The 22731-nt window shown below is 44.1% G+C and carries 27 protein-coding genes and 1 pseudogene; 23 read left to right on the top strand and 5 right to left on the bottom strand.

Annotation, left to right across the window (positions count from 1 at the left end; translation table 11 throughout):
- The first annotated feature begins 166 nt into the window (after positions 1–166).
- The 8 genes from INP51_RS06350 to INP51_RS06385 all read left to right on the top strand — a co-directional run bounded on the left by INP51_RS06350 (position 167) and on the right by INP51_RS06385 (position 6055).
- Positions 167–1063, top strand: coding sequence for a hypothetical protein (locus tag INP51_RS06350; protein ID WP_193736876.1), 897 nt, complete (start codon positions 167–169; stop codon positions 1061–1063).
- Between the two features lie 94 nt (positions 1064–1157).
- Positions 1158–1622, top strand: a complete 465-nt coding sequence (locus INP51_RS06355) for a KGG domain-containing protein (RefSeq protein WP_193736877.1) — start codon at positions 1158–1160, stop codon at positions 1620–1622.
- Complete coding sequence (locus INP51_RS06360) at positions 1597–2847, top strand: terminase large subunit domain-containing protein (RefSeq protein WP_193736878.1); 1251 nt, start codon at positions 1597–1599, stop codon at positions 2845–2847. Before INP51_RS06355 ends, INP51_RS06360 begins: the two co-directional genes overlap by 26 nt.
- A gap of 3 nt (positions 2848–2850) precedes the next feature.
- Complete coding sequence (locus INP51_RS06365; RefSeq protein ID WP_193736879.1) at positions 2851–4224, top strand: phage portal protein; 1374 nt, start codon at positions 2851–2853, stop codon at positions 4222–4224.
- Positions 4160–5485, top strand: coding sequence for a minor capsid protein (locus INP51_RS06370; protein ID WP_193736880.1), 1326 nt, complete (start codon positions 4160–4162; stop codon positions 5483–5485). Before INP51_RS06365 ends, INP51_RS06370 begins: the two co-directional genes overlap by 65 nt.
- Positions 5475–5633 (top strand): hypothetical protein, encoded by a 159-nt coding sequence (locus INP51_RS06375; RefSeq protein ID WP_193736881.1) that lies wholly within the window; start codon positions 5475–5477, stop codon positions 5631–5633. The genes INP51_RS06370 and INP51_RS06375 overlap by 11 nt, the downstream gene beginning before the upstream one ends.
- Positions 5634–5695: 62 nt before the next feature.
- On the top strand, positions 5696–5851 hold the full coding sequence (locus INP51_RS06380) for a hypothetical protein (protein WP_193736882.1): 156 nt from the start codon (positions 5696–5698) through the stop codon (positions 5849–5851).
- A 63-nt stretch (positions 5852–5914) separates the two neighbouring features.
- Complete coding sequence (locus INP51_RS06385; RefSeq protein ID WP_193735398.1) at positions 5915–6055, top strand: hypothetical protein; 141 nt, start codon at positions 5915–5917, stop codon at positions 6053–6055.
- On the opposite strand, the gene INP51_RS06390 is transcribed toward INP51_RS06385, so the two are convergent.
- Positions 6044–6367, bottom strand: coding sequence for a hypothetical protein (locus INP51_RS06390; protein ID WP_331463459.1), 324 nt, complete (start codon positions 6365–6367; stop codon positions 6044–6046). The two genes, INP51_RS06385 and INP51_RS06390, sit on opposite strands and share 12 nt — an antisense overlap.
- A 101-nt stretch (positions 6368–6468) precedes the next feature.
- On the opposite strand from INP51_RS06390, the gene INP51_RS06395 reads away from it, so the two are divergent.
- From INP51_RS06395 to INP51_RS06465, 15 genes are all read left to right on the top strand, one after another.
- Complete coding sequence (locus INP51_RS06395) at positions 6469–6756, top strand: ribosomal-processing cysteine protease Prp (protein ID WP_193735397.1); 288 nt, start codon at positions 6469–6471, stop codon at positions 6754–6756.
- Positions 6757–6834: 78 nt separating this feature from the next.
- The gene (locus tag INP51_RS06400) at positions 6835–7548 is read left to right on the top strand and encodes a DUF4355 domain-containing protein (RefSeq protein WP_230406816.1); all 714 of its coding nucleotides are present in this window, start codon (positions 6835–6837) and stop codon (positions 7546–7548) included.
- A 14-nt stretch (positions 7549–7562) separates the two neighbouring features.
- Positions 7563–8492 (top strand): hypothetical protein, encoded by a 930-nt coding sequence (locus INP51_RS06405; RefSeq protein WP_230406815.1) that lies wholly within the window; start codon positions 7563–7565, stop codon positions 8490–8492.
- 13 nt (positions 8493–8505) lie between these two features.
- Positions 8506–8835: a phage head-tail connector protein gene (locus INP51_RS06410; RefSeq protein ID WP_193736883.1), complete on the top strand. Its 330-nt coding sequence runs from the start codon at positions 8506–8508 to the stop codon at positions 8833–8835.
- Positions 8832–9137 (top strand): hypothetical protein, encoded by a 306-nt coding sequence (locus INP51_RS06415; protein WP_193736884.1) that lies wholly within the window; start codon positions 8832–8834, stop codon positions 9135–9137. The genes INP51_RS06410 and INP51_RS06415 overlap by 4 nt, the downstream gene beginning before the upstream one ends.
- Complete coding sequence (locus INP51_RS06420) at positions 9130–9465, top strand: HK97-gp10 family putative phage morphogenesis protein (protein WP_193736885.1); 336 nt, start codon at positions 9130–9132, stop codon at positions 9463–9465. The genes INP51_RS06415 and INP51_RS06420 overlap by 8 nt, the downstream gene beginning before the upstream one ends.
- A 9-nt stretch (positions 9466–9474) precedes the next feature.
- A complete protein-coding gene (locus INP51_RS06425) occupies positions 9475–9864 on the top strand; it encodes a hypothetical protein (protein WP_193736886.1) in 390 nt (129 codons plus the stop codon).
- A gap of 12 nt (positions 9865–9876) precedes the next feature.
- On the top strand, positions 9877–10389 hold the full coding sequence (locus INP51_RS06430; RefSeq protein ID WP_193736887.1) for a phage major tail protein, TP901-1 family: 513 nt from the start codon (positions 9877–9879) through the stop codon (positions 10387–10389).
- A gap of 87 nt (positions 10390–10476) precedes the next feature.
- Complete coding sequence (locus INP51_RS06435; RefSeq protein WP_193736888.1) at positions 10477–10857, top strand: tail assembly chaperone; 381 nt, start codon at positions 10477–10479, stop codon at positions 10855–10857.
- 11 nt (positions 10858–10868) lie between these two features.
- Complete coding sequence (locus INP51_RS06440; protein WP_193736889.1) at positions 10869–11216, top strand: hypothetical protein; 348 nt, start codon at positions 10869–10871, stop codon at positions 11214–11216.
- A complete protein-coding gene (locus INP51_RS06445) occupies positions 11209–14124 on the top strand; it encodes a tape measure protein (protein WP_193736890.1) in 2916 nt (971 codons plus the stop codon). The genes INP51_RS06440 and INP51_RS06445 overlap by 8 nt, the downstream gene beginning before the upstream one ends.
- Positions 14125–14133: 9 nt before the next feature.
- Positions 14134–15663: a distal tail protein Dit gene (locus INP51_RS06450; RefSeq protein ID WP_193736891.1), complete on the top strand. Its 1530-nt coding sequence runs from the start codon at positions 14134–14136 to the stop codon at positions 15661–15663.
- A 1-nt stretch (position 15664) separates the two neighbouring features.
- Positions 15665–19375 (top strand): phage tail protein, encoded by a 3711-nt coding sequence (locus tag INP51_RS06455; protein WP_193736892.1) that lies wholly within the window; start codon positions 15665–15667, stop codon positions 19373–19375.
- Between the two features lie 170 nt (positions 19376–19545).
- Positions 19546–20022, top strand: a complete 477-nt coding sequence (locus tag INP51_RS06460) for a phage holin family protein (RefSeq protein WP_193736893.1) — start codon at positions 19546–19548, stop codon at positions 20020–20022.
- A 44-nt stretch (positions 20023–20066) separates the two neighbouring features.
- Positions 20067–21137 (top strand): M15 family metallopeptidase, encoded by a 1071-nt coding sequence (locus INP51_RS06465; RefSeq protein WP_193736894.1) that lies wholly within the window; start codon positions 20067–20069, stop codon positions 21135–21137.
- A 56-nt stretch (positions 21138–21193) separates the two neighbouring features.
- On the opposite strand, the gene INP51_RS06470 is transcribed toward INP51_RS06465, so the two are convergent.
- The 4 genes and pseudogenes from INP51_RS06470 to INP51_RS16110 all read right to left on the bottom strand — a co-directional run bounded on the left by INP51_RS06470 (position 21194) and on the right by INP51_RS16110 (position 22553).
- Entirely contained in the window at positions 21194–21733 is a 540-nt protein-coding gene (locus tag INP51_RS06470; RefSeq protein WP_193736895.1) for an SHOCT domain-containing protein, read from the bottom strand.
- 151 nt (positions 21734–21884) lie between these two features.
- A pseudogene (locus INP51_RS06475) lies at positions 21885–21983 on the bottom strand (manganese catalase family protein); the annotation flags it as partial.
- Between the two features lies 1 nt (position 21984).
- Positions 21985–22266, bottom strand: a complete 282-nt coding sequence (locus INP51_RS06480; RefSeq protein ID WP_193736896.1) for a spore coat protein CotJB — start codon at positions 22264–22266, stop codon at positions 21985–21987.
- A complete protein-coding gene (locus tag INP51_RS16110; RefSeq protein ID WP_230406893.1) occupies positions 22263–22553 on the bottom strand; it encodes a spore coat associated protein CotJA in 291 nt (96 codons plus the stop codon). The genes INP51_RS06480 and INP51_RS16110 overlap by 4 nt, the downstream gene beginning before the upstream one ends.
- Positions 22554–22731: the final 178 nt, after the last annotated feature.

Consider the following 22731-nt stretch of genomic DNA (forward strand, 5'->3'; position numbering starts at 1 on the left):
GCCAGGGGTCAGATCTTGGTAGCTGATTGCTCCGCTTATATGCGGAGGTACCTCCCCATTTTTTTATCTTTAGCATCTGGCAGACATTACGCGCTGCTGGGTGCTTTTTAATGTTGATTATTGGTAGATTGTGGGATATAATCAAAGAAAAAGTGGGAGGAAGATTATGAGTAAAGATAAGGATACAATAAAAAATAATGAGAATGGTAAGGACGATCAGACGGATGATAGGCCACAGTGTTTTGTTATAATGCCAATTAGTGATCCAACCGAATATAATTCGGGACATTTTAAATGCGTCTATGAAGATTTGTTTATTCCCGCCATAGAAAATGCGGGTTTCAGACCTAAGAGAGCTGATGATGATAAATCTAGTAGCATGATTCATGAAAACATTATAAGGGATATTATAAACTCAGAAATGGAAATTTGTGATTTAAGCTCCAGAAATCCTAATGTTTTATTTGAGTTAGGAATACGACAAGCATTTGACCTGCCAGTAGTTTTAGTTCAAGAAGAAAATACTAAAAAGATATTTGACATCGGCACCATTAAGACTTTAGACTATAGAAAAAATCTAATATACAGAGAGGTAATTAATGACCGCGAAGAAATTACAGAAGCTATAAATAAAACAAAAGATAATAAAGAAGGGATTAATTCCATAATAAGATTATTAAATATTAAAAAGGCAGAGTTTCCAGATAAAGGACAAACATCCCCTACTGATGATATAAAAATGATGATGTATACGATTATAAATAGCATAGATAAAATGGAGGATACTTTAAATAATTATAGCGCTATTGAAAAAAGTAATAGATATATTAATACTAAAAAGTACCCGTGGGAATTTATAACAGGAGATAATGAAAACCTAGAAGCATTATTGAGGGACGATTTGTCTGATAAAAATATACTTGAGTCCAATGAATATATTCGTGATTTTAAAAAAATGGTAAAGAATAATACCAATCTTTCTGCAAACGAAAAAAGCAAGTTGATGAATACAATCGGTCAGATACAAAATGGGGGATCGCATGGGCATTTTGAGGACTACTAATTATTAAAACATAGATATTTTAAAGTAAATAACATAGCGCCCTCCGGGGTGCTTTTTCTATACGTAAAATTGGCCCAGATAGGAAGGTGAGGTGATGAGCAGTGGACATGAAAACTTAATACCGTTTGATAAACGAAGCGAGGAGGAAGTGAGAGAGCTTGCCAGAAAAGGCGGAAAAGCTTCGGGCAAGACAAGACGTGAAAAAGCCAATCTAAGAAAGAAAATGAATTGGGTTCTAACTATTGAAGCAGATGCAGGAAACCTATCCGATATGTTAAAAGCAAATGGCGGTGAGAGTACATATGAAGAGATTATAGCCATGGCAATGGTTAAAGAAGCTGGAATGGGCAATGTACAGGCGTATAATGCTATTAAAGATACTATTGGGCAGAGTGATAAGGATGATCTTGATATAGCCGAACAGAAGAGCAAGATAGAACTGAATCGGGCGAAGAAAGAAGCAATGACCGGTGAGAATGAAGAAGATGAGGCTCTTAATAAGCTGGATCAGATATTGAAAGAGGTGCATGACGATGCAGTTAAGCAGCAAGCAAAATGAATATATTCTAGGTGCATCGCATCGCTGGAACATTAAATCCGGTGCTGTAAGGTCCGGTAAATCGTTTGTAGATACCGCTTACATGATCCCCTCACGGATCCGCAAAAGAGCCGGTGAGCCTGGCCTGAATGTGATCCTTGGAGTGTCCAGAGAGACCGTAGAACGAAATGTGCTGCAGCCTATGCGGGAGATCTACACGGACCGCTTGATCGGTACAATCAACAATCGAAACATTGCCAGAGTCTGCGGAGAAGATGTCTATTGCCTGGGTGCTGAAAAGGTCAATCAGGTCGCAAAAATACAAGGATCCTCAATCAAGTATGCTTATGGTGATGAGGTCGCAAAGTGGAATCAGGAAGTATTCCAGATGCTGAAATCAAGGCTTGATAAGCAGTACAGTTGCTTTGATGGATCGTGTAACCCTGAGAACCCGACACACTGGCTGAAACAGTTTATTGATTCGGATGCTGATATTTACCTGCAAAAGTACCGGATCTTTGATAATCCATTTCTGCCGTCAGAATATGTCTACAATCTATGCAAAGAGTATGAGGATACCGTTTACTATGATCGACTGATAGAGGGGCTGTGGAAGCGTGCAGAAGGTGCTATCTACCGGAAGTTCGCAGACAAGCCAGAATCATTCATACAAAAGGCAGATAAGGAGCATATCACGAGAATAGAAATCGGAGTTGACTTCGGTGGCAATGGTTCAGGACATTCCTTTGTAGCTACAGCAAAGTACAAGAGTGGAAGTGTACAGCCGGTTATGAGCGAGCGGTGCATGAATGCTGATTATCAAGAAGGAATCGATGCAAACATATTATCCGACCTGATTATAAAGTTCGTTGAGAAGGTAGTTAAGAAGTACGGAAAGCCCAAAGCTCTGTACTGGGATAATGCAGAAACAGTACTCGGTCAGAGCATCACAAAGGCTTGCAGAAAGCCATTTCCATTTATGGTGGTGCTTCCGGCATGGAAGGAACGAATTAAAGATAGAATCGACTATACAGTCCGACTCATGGGAGCCGGGCTCTTTTCGATTACAGAAGACTGTGAGACGCTCTCACAAGCACTGCAGGATGCAGTATGGGACAGCAAGAGTAATGAGGATGTCCGGTTAGATGATGGCAGCACAGATATTGATTCATTGGATGCCTTTGAGTATTCCATTGAGAGAGACATGAACAATCTAGAATTGAACCCGGTGAGAGGAGGAATATAAAACATGTTTAAACTGGAAAACAATGAAGAACTGACAGACATAAAGCTGAATGAGTTCCTATCACAGCACGCTACAGAATGCACGAACCGATATTCAGAACTGGAAAAAGCATACAGAACAGACTATCCGATCTTTCACCAGAAGAAAAAACCGGACTGGAAACCTGACAATCGGATCGCAGTAAACTTTGCAAAGTACATCGTTGATACTATGAATGGATTCTTTATTGGGAACCCGATCAAGGTCACCGCGGATGAGGAGAACATCGGAAAGTACATTGAAATGTTGGACCAGTACAATGATCAGGACGACAACAACTCGGAGCTGGCAAAGACCTGTAAGATCTACGGTAAAGGCTACGAGATGTACTATGTGGATGATCAGGCAAACATTGGTATCACATACCTGACTCCGATGGAAGCTTTCATGATCTACGATGATTCAATTCTCTGCCGGTCCCGCTATTTCGTGAGACTGTATAAGGATGCAGACGGTGTACTACATGGAAGCATATCGGATGACACACGAGTCAGATACTTTACACAGAGGGGTAAACTTACCTGGGATCCAGACGATAAGATACATGGATTTGACGGTGTTCCTGCTGTTGAGTACGTTGAGAATGAGGAACACATGGGAATCTTTGAACCGGTTCTCAACATGATCAATGCGTACAACAAGGCGATTAGCGAGAAGTCAAATGATGTGGATTATTTTGCCGACGCTTATTTGAAAGTGCTTGGAGCGATATTAGATGAGGATTCAATCAAGCAGATCAGAGATAACCGGATCATTAATTTCCCAGGAGCACTAAAAGATATCCTTCCGGAAGTTGACTTTTTGCAGAAGCCTGATGGAGATGCTACACAGGAGCACTTGATTGACCGCCTTGAAAAGCTGATCTTTCAGATCTCAATGGTAGCGAATATCTCTGATCAGAACTTTGGCCAGACCACCGGCATCGCATTAAAGTATAAGCTGCAGGCAATGAGCAATCTGGAAAAGACAGAGGAGCGAAAGTTTACAAGCGGCATGAACCGGAGATACAAACTGATCTTCAGCAATCCGGTGTCAGGCATGAAGAAAGACGACTGGCTGAAACTCCATTATTATTTCACTCCGAACTTCCCTGCGAATGTTCTGGAAGAATCTGAGATTGCACAGAATCTGGACGGTATTGTCTCACAAGAGACTCAGTTATCAACTTTGTCAATTGTGGACAGTGCGCAGAATGAGATTAAGAAGATTGATCAGGAGAAGGAGAAACAACAGAGCAGCGTGGTGGATCAACAGTTAATGGAGAGGTTGAATAATGGACAGCAAAACGTATTGGAGCCAGAGGGAAGCAGCACAGCTTCGGAAGAACATCATAGATGAACTGGGATATAATAAGAAAATCCAAGGGATCTATAGTTACATGATGGATAATGTCCAGAAAGAGATCAATGGCTTCTACGCTCGTTATGCCACCAAAGAAGGTATATCCTTAAGCGAGGCGAAGAAACGTATCTCACAGCTTGACATTGACGCCTACGGTCGCAAAGCGAAGAGGTACGTAGAGAACAAGACCTTTACAAGAGAAGCCAATGAGGAGATGCGACTGTATAACGCCACGATGAAGATTAACCGCCTAGAGCTTTTAAAAGCAAACATTGGGCTTGAGCTGGTGGATGGCTTCGATGAATTACAGAAATATTTTGACACTACCCTGACGGACCGGTCGCTGTCGGAGTTCAAACGGCAGGCAGGGATTCTAGGTGAGTCGGTTCTGAACAATGAGAAGGCAGCGCATTCTATTGTGAATGCTTCTTTCCGCAATGCGAAATTCTCTGACCGAATCTGGATGTATCAGGATATGCTGAAAGCGGAATTGTCCAGTCAATTAAAAATCGGTCTAATACAAGGGAGAAATCCCCGGCAGTTGGCAAGGCATATTTCCAAAGTTTTTGGGGTTAGCCGGAACAATGCAGAGCGGCTGATGCAGACGGAGCTTGCACGGGTGCAGACAGAAGCACAGAAACAGTCCTATGAGCGTAACGGATATGATAAGTATGTTTTTATTGCTGAACCGACCGCTTGTCCTGTATGCCAAGCCCTGGATGATAAAGTCTTTGAAGTAGGAAAGATGATGCCTGGGACAAATGCCAGCCCCATGCATCCGAACTGCCGATGCAGCACTGCTGCCTACGCTGACCGAGAAGTCCTGGAGGCAAGACTTGCCGAAATCGAAGCACAGGAGCACAAAATCCAATCGAAAGGTATTGTAAAATCCGGTAAAGATGATACAATAAAACTAAAGGACATAATTATACACAGGAGTGTCGGAGCAAAGGCTAGAAATTATAAAGTTGTTGATAAGACAACCGGCATTGAGTATGAATTTGCGCCGGGTACCCACATACAGAACGCAGAGGTTTTTGCCGGCAAGGGAACAAAGCACCCACTTCATGACGGTGTCCCAGAAGGGCTTACAGAGGAATACGGTGGCGATGTTTCAAAGTGGCAACATGTTAAAGGCGAGGGCGTATTAGTGGGCGAAGACACGGAAGAAGAATATCCTGCTGAAGTGCATTGGTTCCAGGAAGAATCTGTCGGCAAAGTAAAATTTAAGGTAAAGAGGTGGTTGGATGAAAGTTAAATATTTGGGGAAAACTGAATTCTTGGTATTAACTCATGACAAAGTCTATGAAGTTCTGGCCACTGAAAAGGGCTGGTACCGCATCGTGGATGATTCCGGGGAGGACTATTTATATCCCCCAAAGTATTTCGAGGTAATTGACCAATAGATAGCATCAGTCAGTAATGGCCGGTGCTATTTTTGTACGCAATTTTAAGGAGGTGCAAGAAAATGGAAAAGAAAGAAATAGTAGACTTGGGATGCAAAATCCTAAAAAGTGTAAAAATCGATGATACCGAAAGCATACAGGTTAATGTAACTAACTATGATGATGGCTCAAGGTCAGTATCCATTGAAATCAGCTATCCACCGAATAAGGACGATTGAAAGGCGGTGATCCAAATATCTGCCACCGGACGGGCAATGTCTGGAGAATAGGAGGTAACTGTAATGGACTATACAATTGATCTCAGGGTTGACACCAAGGAAATAGATGATGCTATAGAAAAAGCGAAGAGACTTGTTGAGCTTTTGCATGAAGCCCAGCAAGCCATTACATCGCTTTCAGGATCATCTGAATTAGAAGCCTAATTTCTTTGCGGCATACTGTTGACTTGCTTTGCCTAGCATATCCTTCCAGGTGCTAAAATTAGTGCTTGTAGCAATATGCTTGTCAAATTCATCTTCGGGAATATTTTTAAAATCTTCCTGAGATTCAACTTTAAAGCCGCCCGCATTTAACAACTCGTCCATAGAAGAAAAGGATGTGTATTTTTTCATGAAAGATGGTGTAAATAACTCACCAAACGGTACACTGTGAGTCCCATCTAATTCTTTTGCACCCTTTTCCATTTGCTTGAGCTGTTTTTCAAGTTCGTCAAGCCCTTTTATCTTCATTTTCACAGAGAGGCCTCCTTTCGTATGTACTCGGCTTTAGCAAGCCTGTAAGTACATTATGGTGGAATCGGAAGAAAATAGCAAGATGAAAGAGAATAGGAGGTAACATGATTAATGTAAGCGTCCAAAAGGACGAAATCAGAGTGCTTGGTCACTCAGGATATGCCCCACCAGGACAAGATATCGTGTGTGCCGCAGTATCCACGTTAACGCAGGGCTTAATCGCATCCATAGAGGGGCTGACAGGTGATAGGCCAGATTACACAATTGCGCCGGGCGTATTCATTTTAAAAATTAAGGATTTGTCAGAAAAGTCAAAACTTCTGGTAGATTCTTTTTTTCTGGGCATTTGCGGTGTTGCAAGTACCCATCCAGATTATGTGCGACTTGTTTAAAACTTGTCCGAAATTGACATTAAACTACAGTGAACGCTCTGGGCACTAAGTGAATGGAGCGGGCACGGAAAGGATTTTATGAGAAATAGAATTTATTTAGAGATGAGAGAAACAAAGAAGCCTTTTGATCTGCAGCTATTCGCAGAGGGAGACGGAGCTGGGGCCGGTGACGGTAATGGCGACGGAGACGGGGCAGGTGCAAGTGGCGGAACAGAAGAGGAAGGTGGTGCAGGGACCAGAAGTGGTAACGGCAACGGCCCGGTATCATTTGACAATTTCCTGAAAGGTGAAGGCAATCAGGCGGAGTTTGATCGCCGGGTGCAGAAAGCAATTAACACAGCGGTCACAACCGCACAGGAGAAGTGGCAGGCATTGACGGATGATAAGCTGTCCGAGGCTGAAAAGCTGGCGAAAATGACAAAGGAAGAGAAGGCCGAGTATAAAGCCAGGAAACTCGAAAAAGAGATCGCAGACTTGAAGCGGGCAAATGCTCTTTCCGATATGTCAAAGACAGCCCGGAAGATGCTTTCCGAAGAGGAGATCACGATTCCTGATGAACTCCTGTCACATCTGGTGTCAGACGATGCAGCGGACACAAAGACAGCAGTGGAATCATTTACGAAGCTGTTTAAAGAATCTGTCCAAGGTGCCGTCAAGGACGCTTTAAAGGGCAATCCCCCGAAAGCCGGAACAGGTGGAAAGGGAACAGTAACCAAAGAACAGATACTTGCAATCAAAGACCGTGCCGAAAGACAGAGAATGATCACAGAACATATTAATTTATTCCAGTAAAGGAGATAAAGAACATGCATACAAAGAAATTTGATTTACAGTTATTTGCAGCGCCGGCGGGGATGACCGGCAAAGCGCAGATCACGGTGGCAGCCAGAGAAATTGATTTTGTTACATCCTTCTCCAAAAATCTGCAAGCCCTGACGGATATCATGGGCATTTCCAGATTTATCAAAAAAGGGAACGGAACCACCTTAAAGACAAAGAAAGCAACCGGCACTTTAAAGAGTGGGACGGTAGCCGAGGGCGAGGAAATCCCGCTTTCCCAGTTTGAAGTAAAAGAGACACCTTACGATTCTATTGATATTGAGAAATATCGAAAAGGTGTGTCTGCCGAGGCTATTGCAGAGCATGGCTATGATGTAGCTGTTGCCATGACAGACGAAGAGTTCAAGACAGAGCTGCAGGATATCGTACTGAACCGGTTCTACGACTTCCTCAAAACGGGAACTCTGACATCTACCGAAACGACTTGGCAGATGGGAATCGCAATGGTGATTGGAAAAGTAAAGGACAAGTTTAAGAAGATACACAGAACGGCCACAGGCGTTGCTGTGTGGGTGAATACTCTTGACCTGTACAAGTATGTCGGTGCCGCACAGATCACGATCCAGACCGCTTTCGGTATGGATTACGTGAAAAACTTCCTAGGGGCAGATGTCGTATTCATTTCGTCCGAATTGGAAGAAGGACAGATCATCGCAACGCCTATTAATAACATCATTGGTTATTATGTAGATCCAGGTGATTCCGAGTTTGCGCAGGCAGGACTGCCGTACACCACGGATTCTGAAACTGGACTGATTGGATTCCATACCGAGGGCAATTACAGCCGTGCACTGTCTGAATCCTATGCAATTATGGGCTTAAGGCTCTTTGCAGAATATCAGGATGCAATTGCGGTGATTACGGTGGAAGAACCAGAAGCACCAGTAACCCCGTAAGCGAGGTGATTAGATGGCAGCACTTGACGATGTAAAACTCCTGTTGGGTATTACTGATACCGACATGGACAGCAAGCTAAACCTGATCATTGCTAATGCAGGGAGACAGGTGCTTGCTTATCTGCCAGCCGATGTAACGACTGTTCCGGATCCATTGCAGTACATCGTGACCGAGCTTGCGATTGTGCGCTTCAACCGGATCGGCAACGAGGGCATGTCCAGCTACAGCCAAGAGGGCGAGAGTATTACATACGGGGATGATATTGCCCCGTATCTCTCTGCTATACAGGCATGGTGTGAAGAACAGGAGAACAATAATCGAGGGGTGGTGCGTTTCATATGAGATATGATACCCCTATTTCCTTTGTTAAAGAGGCTGAGAAACATTATGATCCGGAAGCAGGAGAATGGATTCAGGAAGAGCCAGTAAGAACAAAGAAATATGCGAATGTAACACACATGGGTGCAGACCGACAGCAGGCCGTGTTTGGTGATGTGAAAGCCAACCGGCTTGTTGTACGTTTACAGCGTGTTTATGGCGAAGCTTATGACCTTATCGAAATAGGCGGAAAAGCCTACCATACGGACACTGAGAGGCTTCCCAGTGTCGCACAGAGCTTGGTGGTGATGCAGAACAATGGCTGAGGTAAAAATTGAAGGCGTTGGTGAGCTCATAAAAGCCCTGAAAAAGAATGTAAAGCTTGATGATGTAAAGAGGGTTGTAAAGCAAAACGGGTCTGAACTGCAGACTGCTGCTGAGCGTGTTGTACCAGTAGACACTGGCACCCTGAAGCGTAGCATCGGACTTGAAATTAAGGACAGTGGTTTAACTGCAGAAGTTGAGCCAACCGCTGAATATGCGCCGTATGTGGAATATGGAACCCGATACATGCGGGCCCAGCCTTATATACGCCCGTCTCTGGAAAAGCAGGAAGGGCAGTTTAAGGCGGACATGAAGAAACTGGTAAAGTAGGAGGTGCATATGGAAAAGACAGTAGAACAGGCCATACACGATAAACTATGGCAGATCGTATCTCCTCTGGTTAATGAACACGTATATGAAAGTCGCCCTATGGCGGAAGTCATATATCCCTTTGCGGATTTTGAAGACTTTCTTTCCAACTTTGTAGGTACAAAGAATGGGACGCTTGCACGGATTGCGGTTGATCTAAACCTCTGGGAATCTGAGGACAAGCGGAAGCACGTCTCCGATGCAGGAGAAGCTCTTTTCAGGCAGGCAATGCAGCTGACAGATGTATTTGGATATCAAATATCCATGAGAGTCAGCGATTCCACAATCAGAGTAATGCAAGACAGAACCGTGACGCCTCCAATTTGGCGATGCATGGTCCATTTAGAATTTGACGTATAGGAGGTAAAAAATATGTCAGTTATACAAGGCAAGCGAATTGTATATTTATATCGCCTTTTGGATGAGGCGAAGACGAATGACGCGACAGCAATTGCATTCACAACAGAAAACAGTACATCTATTTCGAGCGATTCGGACACGGTTTCCACGAAGAGCGGAAGTATCAGGGTCCCGAAAGATCCTGAGACGGAGATTAAAGCGACAGCGATTTTTTCCAGCGAGAATGATGAGATTGCTAAAAAGATAAAATCAGCGGTAATGAATGGTGAAATGCTGGAGATCTGGGAGGCAAACCTCGATGCTCCCGGCGATGACACAAATGAAGGCAAGTTCGCCGCTACTTACTATCATGGATATGGTACAAGTTACGAATTGACTTCAAACAGTGAGGACCATGCAGAGGTTGCACTTGAGTTTGCCATTGACGGTAAAGGTGTTGATGGATATGCGACTATAAGCGACGAACAGCAGGCTATCGCTGATCTGGTATTTAAGGACACAAAAAAAGACACGTCGGGGGAATAACATCCCCTGCCATGTCAGCCATAGTAGGCCAGGGGATCGTTGATATGGCGATATTAAGTGAGTAGATAGTAGATGGAGGAAAAATAGATGCAGGAATTAACAATTAACGGTCAGGTGTATCAGTTCAACTTTGGGATGGGCTTTCTTCGAGATATGAACGCGAAAGTTTCCATTACAGATAGCGACGCGCCTGGTGTAAGGCGAAATGTTGGGGCGCGCTATAACATAGCGAGGATTATTGATGGTGATGTGGAAGCCTTGGAGGATGTGCTTGATACAGCGAATAAAGGGCAGAACCCTCGTCTGACAAAAGCGGCGATTGACGCCTTTATTGACGATGAAAACACCAATATCGATGAGGTGTTTGATGAAGTTATGGGTTTTTTAAAGACAGCAAACTCTACCAGAAAAGTGACAAACCAGATTCTGGAAGCAGTGGAGAATCAAAAAGCGAGAGCAAATCAGTAAGCATTGAAGAAATGTACCATGAGATAGCTGTCAATTGCTTCCGCTATTTCGGATTTAAGAGACTATCAGAGGTGGATCAGCTTACGATACCTGAATATGAACTGCTGATCGAAGCGCATAACCTGCATATGGTGGATGAAGAATATAGACGCCATGAGCAGGCATTTTTAAATTATCAGGTTCAGGCACAAAAGCCTGCCGGAAGAAATAAGACAAGACCGGTATATAACACATTCAACAAGTTCTTTGACTATGAGAAAGCAATTGCCAGTGTAAAAAAGAAGAAACCAGATAATCCGCAGGAGAGATTTAAAGGTATCGGAAGATTATTAAGGAAAGGAGGGAAAATACATGGGTGATTTTTCAGTAAGAGCAGTTCTTTCTGCAGTTGATCATGGGTTTTCATCTACTCTAAAAACTGCAATGGGTTCTGCGAATAGTTTGAAGACCACTCTTACTGGCGGTCTTGGATTCGGCATTATGGCCGGCATCGGGCACAAGGCCTTTTCCATAGTCTCCAGTGGTCTAACTGGGCTTACTAAGGAGACTATAGGGACCTCCGATTCTATGCAGAAACTGCAGACAGCAATGCGGTTTGGCGGTACCCCGGAAGCAGAAATACAGAGGATTGCCGGCGCTACTGGATCGCTGAAAACCTATGCTGACGATACCGTGTTTTCTCTCAATGATGTTCTGAGTACATTTGGAGCATTGTCGGCGAATGGAATTAAGGACGCTGATAAGATGACCGAGGCTGTTGGCAACGCAGTTGCTGTATTCGGTGGCGGTGCACAGGAATTCAGTGCTGTTGGATTGGCATATAGCCAGGCAATGGCTGCCGGTGCTCTCCATGCACAGGATTGGAATCAGATCTTGAATGCCAGCCCACAGTTGGCCGGGGGACTCAGAAAAGAGTTGTCAAAGCTCAATCCGGTTATCGGTAAAGATTTTAAAGGCGCAATGGAAGACGGCAAGATCACAGCAGAGCTCTTAGGTCAGGCCATGAACAACATAGGTATGACTGATATGGCCAAAGATGCGGCTACGTCCGTAACGACTTTTGAAGGAGCTATGGGTAACATGGAAGCAACAGCGTCCAGTGGAATACAGAAACTGTATGATTCCTTTGCGAAAACAAAAGTGATTGACGCTATCAACGGGATGAATGACAAGATTGGATCCGCATTCGACTGGATGGCAGAGAAGATCCCTGGTGTTTTAGATAAAATATCGCCATACTGGGACGTTATCAAAGAAGATGCTGGCCAGGTTAAAGAAGCATTCGGTGAAGCAGTCAGCGCTATTGGTGATAGCTTAAGTGAACTCACTGGATCGTTCGGGTCCACAGAAAGCGTAAGTAACTTTTCAGATATCATGGGAACCGCTACGGATGCCATTAAAAAGTTTGCTGGTTTCCTGACAGAACATTCCGATCAGATTGCAGATCTGATCACGAAGCTGCCTCAATTACTCCTTGCGTATAAAGGATTTAAAATAGTAAGTTCGGTAGCTCCAGCATTGGGCCTTTTCTCGAAGGGTATCATGGGCCTCGCAGGAAAAGGTGTAGGAGCGATTGCCGGCAAACTGACGGGTGTATCTTCTGCCACACAAACCTTGGGGAGTGCTAGTGCATCAAGCTCAGGCAGCCTTTTACAGATGTCAGTGGCTTTTATTGCTCTTGGCGCAGGAATAGCACTTGCCAGTCTGGGACTTGCGTTGATTGTAAATTCTGCGATTCAACTGGCGCAGGCTGGACCAATGGCCGCAGTGGCAGTGGCTGGTCTTGTAGTTGTCATGGCATTACTTGCGGTAGGGGCTGCAGTTTTAGGCCCAGCACTTACCGCCGGTGCAGTCGGGTTTGTTGCTTTCGGTGCTGCAATTGCGCTGGTCGGTGTTGGTGCTCTTGCGGCAAGCGCAGCATTGTCTATTGTTGCTGGTGTATTGCCTACGGTTGCTCAATATGGATTACAAGGTGCTGTAGCGATTGCGGCTCTCGGAGCAGGAATGCTTGCGTTTTCTGCCGGTGCTGCAGCTGCTGGTGTGGCCAGCGTTGTACTTGGCGCGGGACTTGCGGTTGTAGCTGTTGGCCTTGGCCTTGTTGCCGCAGTAGTTATGATTGCTGCAGTCGGCGTTCTTGCCCTTGGGGCCGGAGCGGTTGTACTTGGAGCAGGACTTACCGTCGCGGGAGCGGCATTAACAGTTGTTGGCGCTGCCCTTTCTCTTGTTGGATCCGGAGCCATAGCAGCCACAGCGGGACTTGCAGGAATGCTTGCGATTACTGTAGGACTGGCGGCAGGCTTGCTCGTGCTGAATGCTCCCTTATTACTACTGGGACCAACATTTTTAGTCGCTACAGCCGGAGCATTAGCTTTTGGCCTAGCAATGACAGGATCAGCGGTCGGATGCACTTTAATGGCTGCAGCGCTGAAGCTGGTAAATTCAAGTATGAAATCCATAGCAAATAATGCCAAATCCGCACAGAAATCAATTAGCAGCATGAAGAGTTCAGTCAGCATTGTCAGCGATGGTCTGGATGCATTGGGGAACAAAGCAAAGGATGCCGTAAAGAAATTCACGAGTGCATTTTCTTCCGGGGCAAGTACCGCGCAGAGCGCCGGAAGAAAAATGGCTGATGGAGTGAAAAGCGGTGTTCAGTCCGGGCTACAACCTGTGCCTGGAATCGCAGGTAAGAGCATGAATACTTTTAATTCAGCTCTTGCGAGTGGCGGAAGAGCGGCAGTATCCACCATGAGGAGTACTGCAAATCAAATTGTTTCAGCCGCTAACTCGGCGACCGGAAGGATGCGAGGTGTTGGAGCTAATATCGGAGCAGGGCTTGCAAACGGTATGGCGTCAAGTTTGGGACGAGTGAGGTCAATCGCCGCTCAAATGGCTTCAGCCGCTGAGCAGGCAGTACGGGCAAAAGCGCAGATTCACAGTCCGTCAAGAGTATTTAGCAAACTTGGTGCGTTTGTTGGAGAAGGTTTCGCTGACGGCATTGAATCCATGAGCGATACAGTTCAACGAGTAAGTGACCGTATGGTGCAGATACCTGACATGCCTGAGCTTGCCGGCGCAGGTGGCGGAACGTTCTCCATGAATCGAACGCTGAGTGCTGAATATGAGTACAGCCCTGTGATCTATGTAAATGCAGAAGTGACAAGCGTAATGGATGGCAGAGAAGTAGGCTATGGATCCGCGCAGTATGTGCAGGAAAAGAACAAGAAAACTGAGAAATTTAAGAACAGATTACAAGGGAATCAGTAGGGAGGGAATATGAGATTTATTGATACAATTGAGCATGGCAGTAATGAAGAGTCTCTCCCTGCAGAGGCTCTTTCGATTAATGGTGTATATATCGAGGATGTTATTGATGGATACCGCACACTGACTGTTTCAGGGCGAGAAAACCACAGTATGGATTATGATGAGAAGCGGATCGGCAATCACTTGTATATGCAGAACTACTATCAGGACAGTCGGATTATTGAAGTGGAGTATCAGTTGCTTGCAGATAGTCCGGAAGAATTAATGAAGAAGTACAATGTTCTAAACGGCCTTCTGAATTTTAAGGAAGCACAGTTGATTTTTGCCGATGAATCTGACAAGTATTATATAGGAAGCAAGGCAGAATCTGAAGCTCCGCCTAAGGGAAGATTGAACGTAACATCCACATTCACGATCTATTGTCCTGATCCACATAAGTACAGCGTTGTTACAGAACAGTTTACAGCTGCTAAGAATTCCAACGGCGTATTGGAACTTACCATTGACAACGAAGGATCCGCAGACGTACCGATTAATTACACGGTTGTCCACAATCATGATAATGGCTTTCTGGGATTTGTCTCTGATCGCGGGGTACTGCAGACCGGGAAGATTCAGGAAGTAGATTTAACCCCATATAAACAGAGTGAAACACTTATTAATACGAATGATTTCTCTGGATGGGATAGAGATACGTCGGTACACCCCGAAAACTCGGCAAAAAAAACAAATGGAAAGCTGCAGGTAAACACCTACAGTGGTCAGAACATCCTACAGTTAGTTGATAAGGGAGGGACAGTAGGCGTGAATGGTGGAATGATCAGTATAGACATACCGCCTGATAGCGAGGGAGAAGTTGGAGCAAGTAATTTTTGGTGCTATTTTAACGAATGGTTCGAAACAGGAGCTGTCCGCCAAGTAGCGACCACTAGTATTAATTTTTTGGATGAAAATGGAAAGCTAATATACTGTTACATGGTAGAAAAAAATGACTTGGGCAGTAATAGAGCCCACGTCATGATGAGGGCCGGTGGCAGTCAAAAACATTTGTATAAAGATATATATTTTACACCGGCTGGGGCCGGATATACACAGTACAATATGTTTGACTGGCCCAGAGGACATTGTGACATTTTGAAAGAAGGCGATAAGCTCAGCGGGTACTATTACGGGACGCGATATTCAACAATCGTACCCGATCTAAAAAACACAAAATGCTGCAAAATTCAGATTTATATTGGAGGCTATGATAATTTGCCAGTAGTTACAGGGTCCTGCCTAAGGAGTCTTGTCTTTCAGAAGTCAAATGTAGAAAAGTGGAGTGATAACCCTAACCGGTATCCAAAAGGAAGCAAAGTTGAAATCGATGGAAAAGAAGGAAAGATTTATACAGATGGTCTATTGAGAATGGATGACGAAATTAAGGGATCCCAATATTTTTTAGCACCGCCGGGGAAATCCAAAGTACAGATCTATCACAGTGATTTCAGCGTACCGGTCCCAACGGTGACAGCGGAGATAAGGGAGGCATGGATATAAAATGGAAAATGTAAGAATGGCAGTACTGAGTGCAGATGAAACTGTCTGTACTTTTTTTGACAATCAAATACCGGATGCCATGCACTACTCGGAAGCCTGCCTACACACCTATCTACAGGGAGCCGCGTATACCCTCGAGATTGAGACAGGAACCGCACACGAGGATACACAGTACCTTGTGGACGGCAATAAGGTTTCTTTTGTATATAAGAACCATGATTATATGTGCAACATCGTCGGCGTGGAACGTACGGAGGCCGACATCACAGTAACCTGCTGGGGGCTGTTATTGGAACTCACGAACGAGACCAGGGACGCCTATAAAAGCAATGGGGCGATGTCACTTGTGCAGTATATCAACTATATTGACGCAGAGCACACGCTCACTCTAGGAACAAATGAAGTCAGCGATAAAAAGGTAGCCAACGAGTGGGAAGGCAGTCAAACGATACTTGCCAGGCTGTATTCGATTGCCACGCTCTTTTCTGCTGAGATGGAGTTTGTGACCGAGCTTAACGACGACTATTCGTTAAAGCAGATTACCCTGAACGTATACAGGGCACATGATGATCAGTATCAGGGGATCGGAGAAAACCGAACGGATCAGGTATTGAGGTATGGAAAGACGATCAGCGCAATACGGAAAACCTCGGATATCACAGAACTTTACACAGCGATTCGAATCATTGGAAAAGATGGTGCGAATATATCCGGTATTGAGCGAAAAGAATATGACAGCGAAGGCAGATTAGAGTACTACACGAATGCAAGCGATGATATCATCTGGGCACCTCTTGCGAGAGACCGTTTTCCGTCAAATGTCAATAAATCCAATGACCGATATATCACCATGGACTGGATCTACGACAGCGATGACAAAAATACTCTGTACGGGCAGGGGCTGGGGCAACTCAAACGACACTGTGTCCCGCAGGTTACCTATGAGATACAAGGCTACTATGATGCGAGTATTGGGGACACCTTTACGATCCAAGACGAAGCTTATAACCCCATGCTCATTCTCGAGGCCAGGGTGACAGAACAAGAAGAATATTTTGTCGATGTTACCAAGAATAAAACCACTTACAGCAATGTGAAAGAACTGGAATCTGAAATAGATCCGGGGTTGCTGGCGGCGATGCAGAAATTAATCGCAGACAAGAAACTGTATGTCTGCAATATCACAACAGATAACGGTATCGCATTTAAAAACGGTGAAGGCACAACGTCCTTGACGGCACAAGTCAAAGACGGTGGAAAAGATATTACAGATAAGTATGTTATTCAGTGGTATAAGGATTCGGATGCCTTGAGTGCATCCAAAAGTGTTACGGTGAATGCACTTGATATAGTTGGTAAATCTGTATATAGGTTTATCGCCTACGATGCAGATGGAAAAGAAATTGGGCGCTACGAAGTTACAGTCACCAATGTAACTGATGGCAAAAATGGTAAAGATGGAAAAGACGGACAGGACGGACAAAATGGACGAGACGGCACGCCGGGAGCAGATGGTGCACCAGGAAAGCCGGGAGCTAATGGAGATACCTCTTACACACACATTTCATACAGCAACAGTTCAGACGGTAAGACGGATTTTTCCACAACAAACAGCGACCGGAAATACGTTGGCATGTACGTCGATTTTACGCAGGCAGACAGTACCGACCCGACTAAGTATGCTTGGAGCCTAATCAAGGGGGCCGATGGAACACAAGGCACACCGGGAAAAGCAGGTGCAGACGGCAAAACGCCATATTTTCATGTCGCTTATGCCAATAGTGCCGACGGAAAAACAGGATTCTCCACAACGGACAGCACAGACAAGCTATACATCGGGCAATATACGGACTTTGTACAGGCAGACAGCAATGACCCTGCCAAATATGCATGGACAAAGATCAAGGGAGAAAAAGGAGACAAGGGAGACCGTGGAGAACAGGGAGTAAGAGGATTACAGGGCGATAAGGGAGACCAAGGCATACAAGGAGCCAAAGGAGCAGATGGCAAACCAAGCTATACCCATATTGCGTACAGTAACAGTAATGATGGCAAGGTAGCTTTCTCTGTATCCGATAGTAACAGGGCCTATGTCGGCATGTATGTTGATAATGTATCCGCAGATAGCACAGATCCTACAAAATACCACTGGTCTAAGATACTGGGGGCAGATGGAGCGCAGGGTACACCCGGCAAGGCAGGTGCAGATGGTAAGACACCGTATCTGCACATTGCCTATGCTACTAATGCAACCGGGACAACCGGATTTAGCACCACAGATAGCAATAACAAAACTTATATTGGCCAATATACCGACTTTACAAGTGCCGATAGCACGGATCCCACAAAGTATAGCTGGACTAAGATACAAGGCCCCACAGGTCCTACAGGAGCCAAGGGCGATAAGGGCGCAACCGGTCCACAGGGTCCACAAGGGACGCAAGGACCTCAGGGCCCCAAGGGAAATAATGGGGCAAATGGTTCCAATGGTCAAAATGCTCTACTAGGGGACTTGTCTTTAAGCCCGATCATACTTCCGGCAAACGCATCCGGAGCAGTTACAAGTTACTCTGGTGCGAATGGTACATTCAAGGTTATAAATGGCACCACAACTGTAAGTAGTGGTGTGGCGTATTCTCTTATTTCCTCTTCTGGGGTTACTGCATCCATCAATAGCAGTACCGGTACCTATACAGTATCATCTATGCCTAATGGCACAGACTATGGCACAGCAATGTTCCAGGCAACATATAGCGGTAAGACCATACAGCGGACGTTGGCGGTCATCAAGGCCAAGCAAGGACCGCAGGGGACACAAGGAGCTACTGGATCTACAGGACCACAGGGACCTCAAGGGGCTAAAGGAGCAACAGGTAACGCCGGAGATAAAGGAGCAACAGGACCCCAAGGTCCTACCGGCGCAAAAGGTGATAAAGGTCCTACCGGCGCAAAAGGTGACAAAGGTGCTAAAGGAGATAGTGGCATAATAATACAAGCCACAGACCCCGGTAACCATTATGTAGGCCAGCTCTGGCAAACGGCATCTGGTGCACCGATAAAGCGCTGGGATGGCAGCAAATGGGTAATCTGGTATTTAGACGTATCGAATCTGAATGTGCAAAATTTGAGTGCGATCTCATCTACCCTTGGTTCCGTAATTAATCCATATGATACAACCTATGAAGGCGAGCATATAAAAGGACAGGTCACGATTTCTAATGCACTTGTAAAAAATGAATACACGGTCGTTGATACGGGGCAGAAAGGATATTGGGAATTATCGCCACTACATTATACTATGCACCTGGATGATGGCAAAGGAAAAAAGGTTGCAGGAATAGAGTTGTCCGCGGGCGCATTCATGATGTACACTAACAGATACAATAAATGGCTTAATCTGTCGGATGAAATGTTATACGACACCGGATGGGTTGAATTTCCGAAGCTGAAAGGAACCGATGGTAAGATATATGCAAGACGGTATATGGGGCGTAGAATGTTGCGATTTAACTATTTTGTGCTCAATGGAACAGGTGATATAGCAAAACTTACAGGGGATTTTCTTCCACAGAATGATGGTATGTATACAATATCTCCGTGGACAGCCACCGGCAGCATCGAAAAAATACAACTTAATGCTACAGGTACGGTAGCTAAAGTAACCAATGTTACGTCCGGGAATCCAATAACTGGATTCTTGGAATATTTTTAAGGGAGGGGGAGATGGAAAAGTATGTTAAAAATACAGGATATCATGTTTGAGTATGATGACGATGGAGAACTTAAGGACTATCATTGATACGGTTCAGAGTAAACTTAAAGCATTAGTCCAGTCCTAACCGGCTGGGCTATTTTAATGCAAAAAGAAAGAGAGTGAGGTATATGAAGAAAATGAATGCTAGTAAAGTAGTAGATACTTATAACATTGCAGTAGGAGGGGTAATAACAGTGCTGACTGCAATCTTTGGGCCACATTGGTATGTGTTCGCAGCCTTCCTGATCCTGAATGTGTTCGACTACATAACAGGATGGTACAAGGCAAGACGGCTTAAAAAAGAGAGCAGCTCTGTAGGATTGGTAGGCATTGTAAAAAAGGTGTTCTACTGGCTAATTATTGCTATTGCTTTTATAATGTCCTACGTTTTCACAATGATGGGGAAAGATTTACTACATGTGGATTTAAGTTTTTTAACCCTTATCGGATGGTTTACAGTAGCATGCCTGCTCATAAACGAGATTCGTAGTATATTTGAAAATCTTGTAGAGTGTGGAGTAAATGTGCCTAAGATATTAGTCAACGGTCTTGCAGTAACTGAAAAGATTATAAATAAGGAAGATAATGATTCAGAGGGCAAATAAGCCCTCTATACATATTTTAGATTAATAGGAGGAAGTCAGTAGTTATGGGAAGAAATTTAACTGAATTACATCCACGCCTGCAAGAAAAGGTTGCGCAGCTACAGATACTGTGTGCAAAGGAAAACCTATTGCTTGGCATCGGCGAATGCTTTCGGACAGCTGCGGAGCAAAATGAATTATATGCTCAAGGCAGAACTAAAGCGGGTGCAATCATTACCAACGCACCGGGATCGAGTTACAGCTCACAACATCAATGGGGGATCGCGTTCGATTTTTTCAAAAATGTGCGCGGTCATGAGTACGATGACAATGCATTTTTTACCCGTGTTTCGCAATTGGGTAGGACAATTGGCCTGGCTTGGGGCGGAGACTGGCACAGCATCGTGGATAAACCGCATTTGTACCTCCCGGACTGGGGATCCAATACGGGTATCCTGAAAAGTACGTATGGAACCTTTGAGAGTTTCAAGAAAACCTGGGGGAAAGCATCAATTACTCCGATTAAACCGGCTCAGCCAGTCGTGGACCCCCCCTGGAAAGCGACCGGAACTGCGACCTGTGGCGGAGATGGGGTCAGAGTGCGTATGATTCCGAATGGCAATGTGATCTTACAGTTAAACAAGGGTCAGCGATTTGAGGTCAATGGAGAAATATCTGGAAAATGGGTAAAAATTAAGGTGCAGAACACGATCGGATGGATGCACAGCAATTACGTAAAATATGACAAACCGGTACCGGCGGCAGAACCTGCAGCACAGACAGTGCCTAAACCTAATAAGATTATCCTTAAAGAGGACGGCAAGTGGGGTGCAGATACGACCAGACGAGCACAGCAGATCTTTGGTTTGCCACAGGACGGTGTGATCAGTAACCAATTAAACTTCTATAAACCCATATGTCCCGGTATTGTATCCGCGCAGTGGAGTGATGTAAAAAAGGGCGGATCACAGTTGATTCGTAAGATGCAGGCATGGATGGGGATTCCTCAAGATGGATACATTGGTCCGCAATTTATCAAGGCTTTACAAAGAAAAATGGGAAAGAGCCAGGACGGGATACTATCCAATCCGAGCCAATGTATTACTGCTCTACAAAAATATCTTAACCAACATTAAAAATAAAGCCCCTGGCTATTAAGCTTGGGGCTTTATAAAAATTACAGCAAACAATATTATATACCAAGTATTTGCTTTTTCTTCTTTTGAAATTCATCAGGGGTGATTATTCCTTCATCCATAAGTTCTTTTAGTTTCTTCAGATCATTTAAATCAGAAGAATTTTGAATTTCTTTTTTATTTGGATTAGCAATTCTGTGTTCAACATATGCTTTTAGTTCCTGCATGAGAATATCATTATTTTCATTAGCAAATGTTATCGTGTTTTCATCTGACATTGCGCCGGTAAGGCCTCTTTTACTTTCGCCACTACCAATAAGTATAAATTGAAGATATCCAACAAAGAAACCTGACTTTTTATATTGGACACCGCTAAGTTTATCAATGCTGATAGTTTTTGATCCCGAAAATCCTCTTCTTGAAAAGTTTGCAAATCCTTTGCTGGAAATTTTAATGGACTCTTTTGTCACTTCTATAATGAAATGCCCTTTGGAATGAAGATTAAGAATCACTTTATTTCCATTATCTAATATTTGCTTGTTTTTCTCTTCTCTTTTAAATAGATCTTTTTCAGATATTATTTTACTTTTTTTCATATGTAAATCCTCCTTTAATTAAGGTAATCATATTCCATTATTAATATAAAAGCAATTGCCAAAATTTGAAATTCTAATGTTATTGATTATTAAACTGGTTCTATCAATTAGATTTATACTTTATTAGAACATAATACCATATGTATTTGACATCAGGTCCACCATATTGGCTCATTATAATCTGTGCCATTTTTGCGTTTGGTGTTGTTATATTTACAGGATACTGTAATCTTTTTTCATAATTCCACATACTAACGGCGTCCTCCTTTCCTTACTTCCCAGGGCCATGGCTGTGTAACCCAGTCCCAGTTTCCAGAGGCTCTGTCATCAGCTGCCTCGATGGTAAGAGGTCCACACATTGTAGTATATCTGTCAACAGCTTTTTTGCGAAGCACTGATTTTTCATGAAAATAGTCCAGTGCATCCTGATCGTCGGGATGAGTATCCAGATAGAGACTGACATCAACAATAGCAAAGCTGAGTTCATTAATCGTGCAGAGTAATTGCTGTTGATTCATGCGATTGTCATTCATTTACAGCCGCCTCCTCCCTTTCCACAGAACGGTTTACAAAGATCTGGGAAGATCGTTCCGTTTTGAAGACCAGCTGCCGGATCGAAGGTTTTTCCAAAACGAGTCATCGGGACATATCCCATAGCGACAGGAAGTCCAAGGTCATCCAGCTGTTCATACATAGATTTTACATCAGTGTCACAGGGAGGAACAGTTGGTCTGGGCGGCTTTGGCGTATAGTGATTAGGCCGTGGATAGTTTCCAGGCCTTTTGCCATATCCAGGGCGATTTGTGCGATAGTTATCCATTACAATTCCTTTCTTTGAAGTTTCCTTCAATATTACAATATGAAGGAATAATTAAAGTGTCATAGATAGTTTTGAAGAAAATGGAAGTTTATACTTGAAAAACTATCCGGGTGACTTATAATGATAGGTATAGTTTTTGATAGGCACTGCTGCTGCAATACAATATATGCAGCAGTGT

This window comes from Blautia liquoris, assembly GCF_015159595.1.
Lineage (GTDB): Bacteria > Bacillota > Clostridia > Lachnospirales > Lachnospiraceae > Novisyntrophococcus > Novisyntrophococcus liquoris.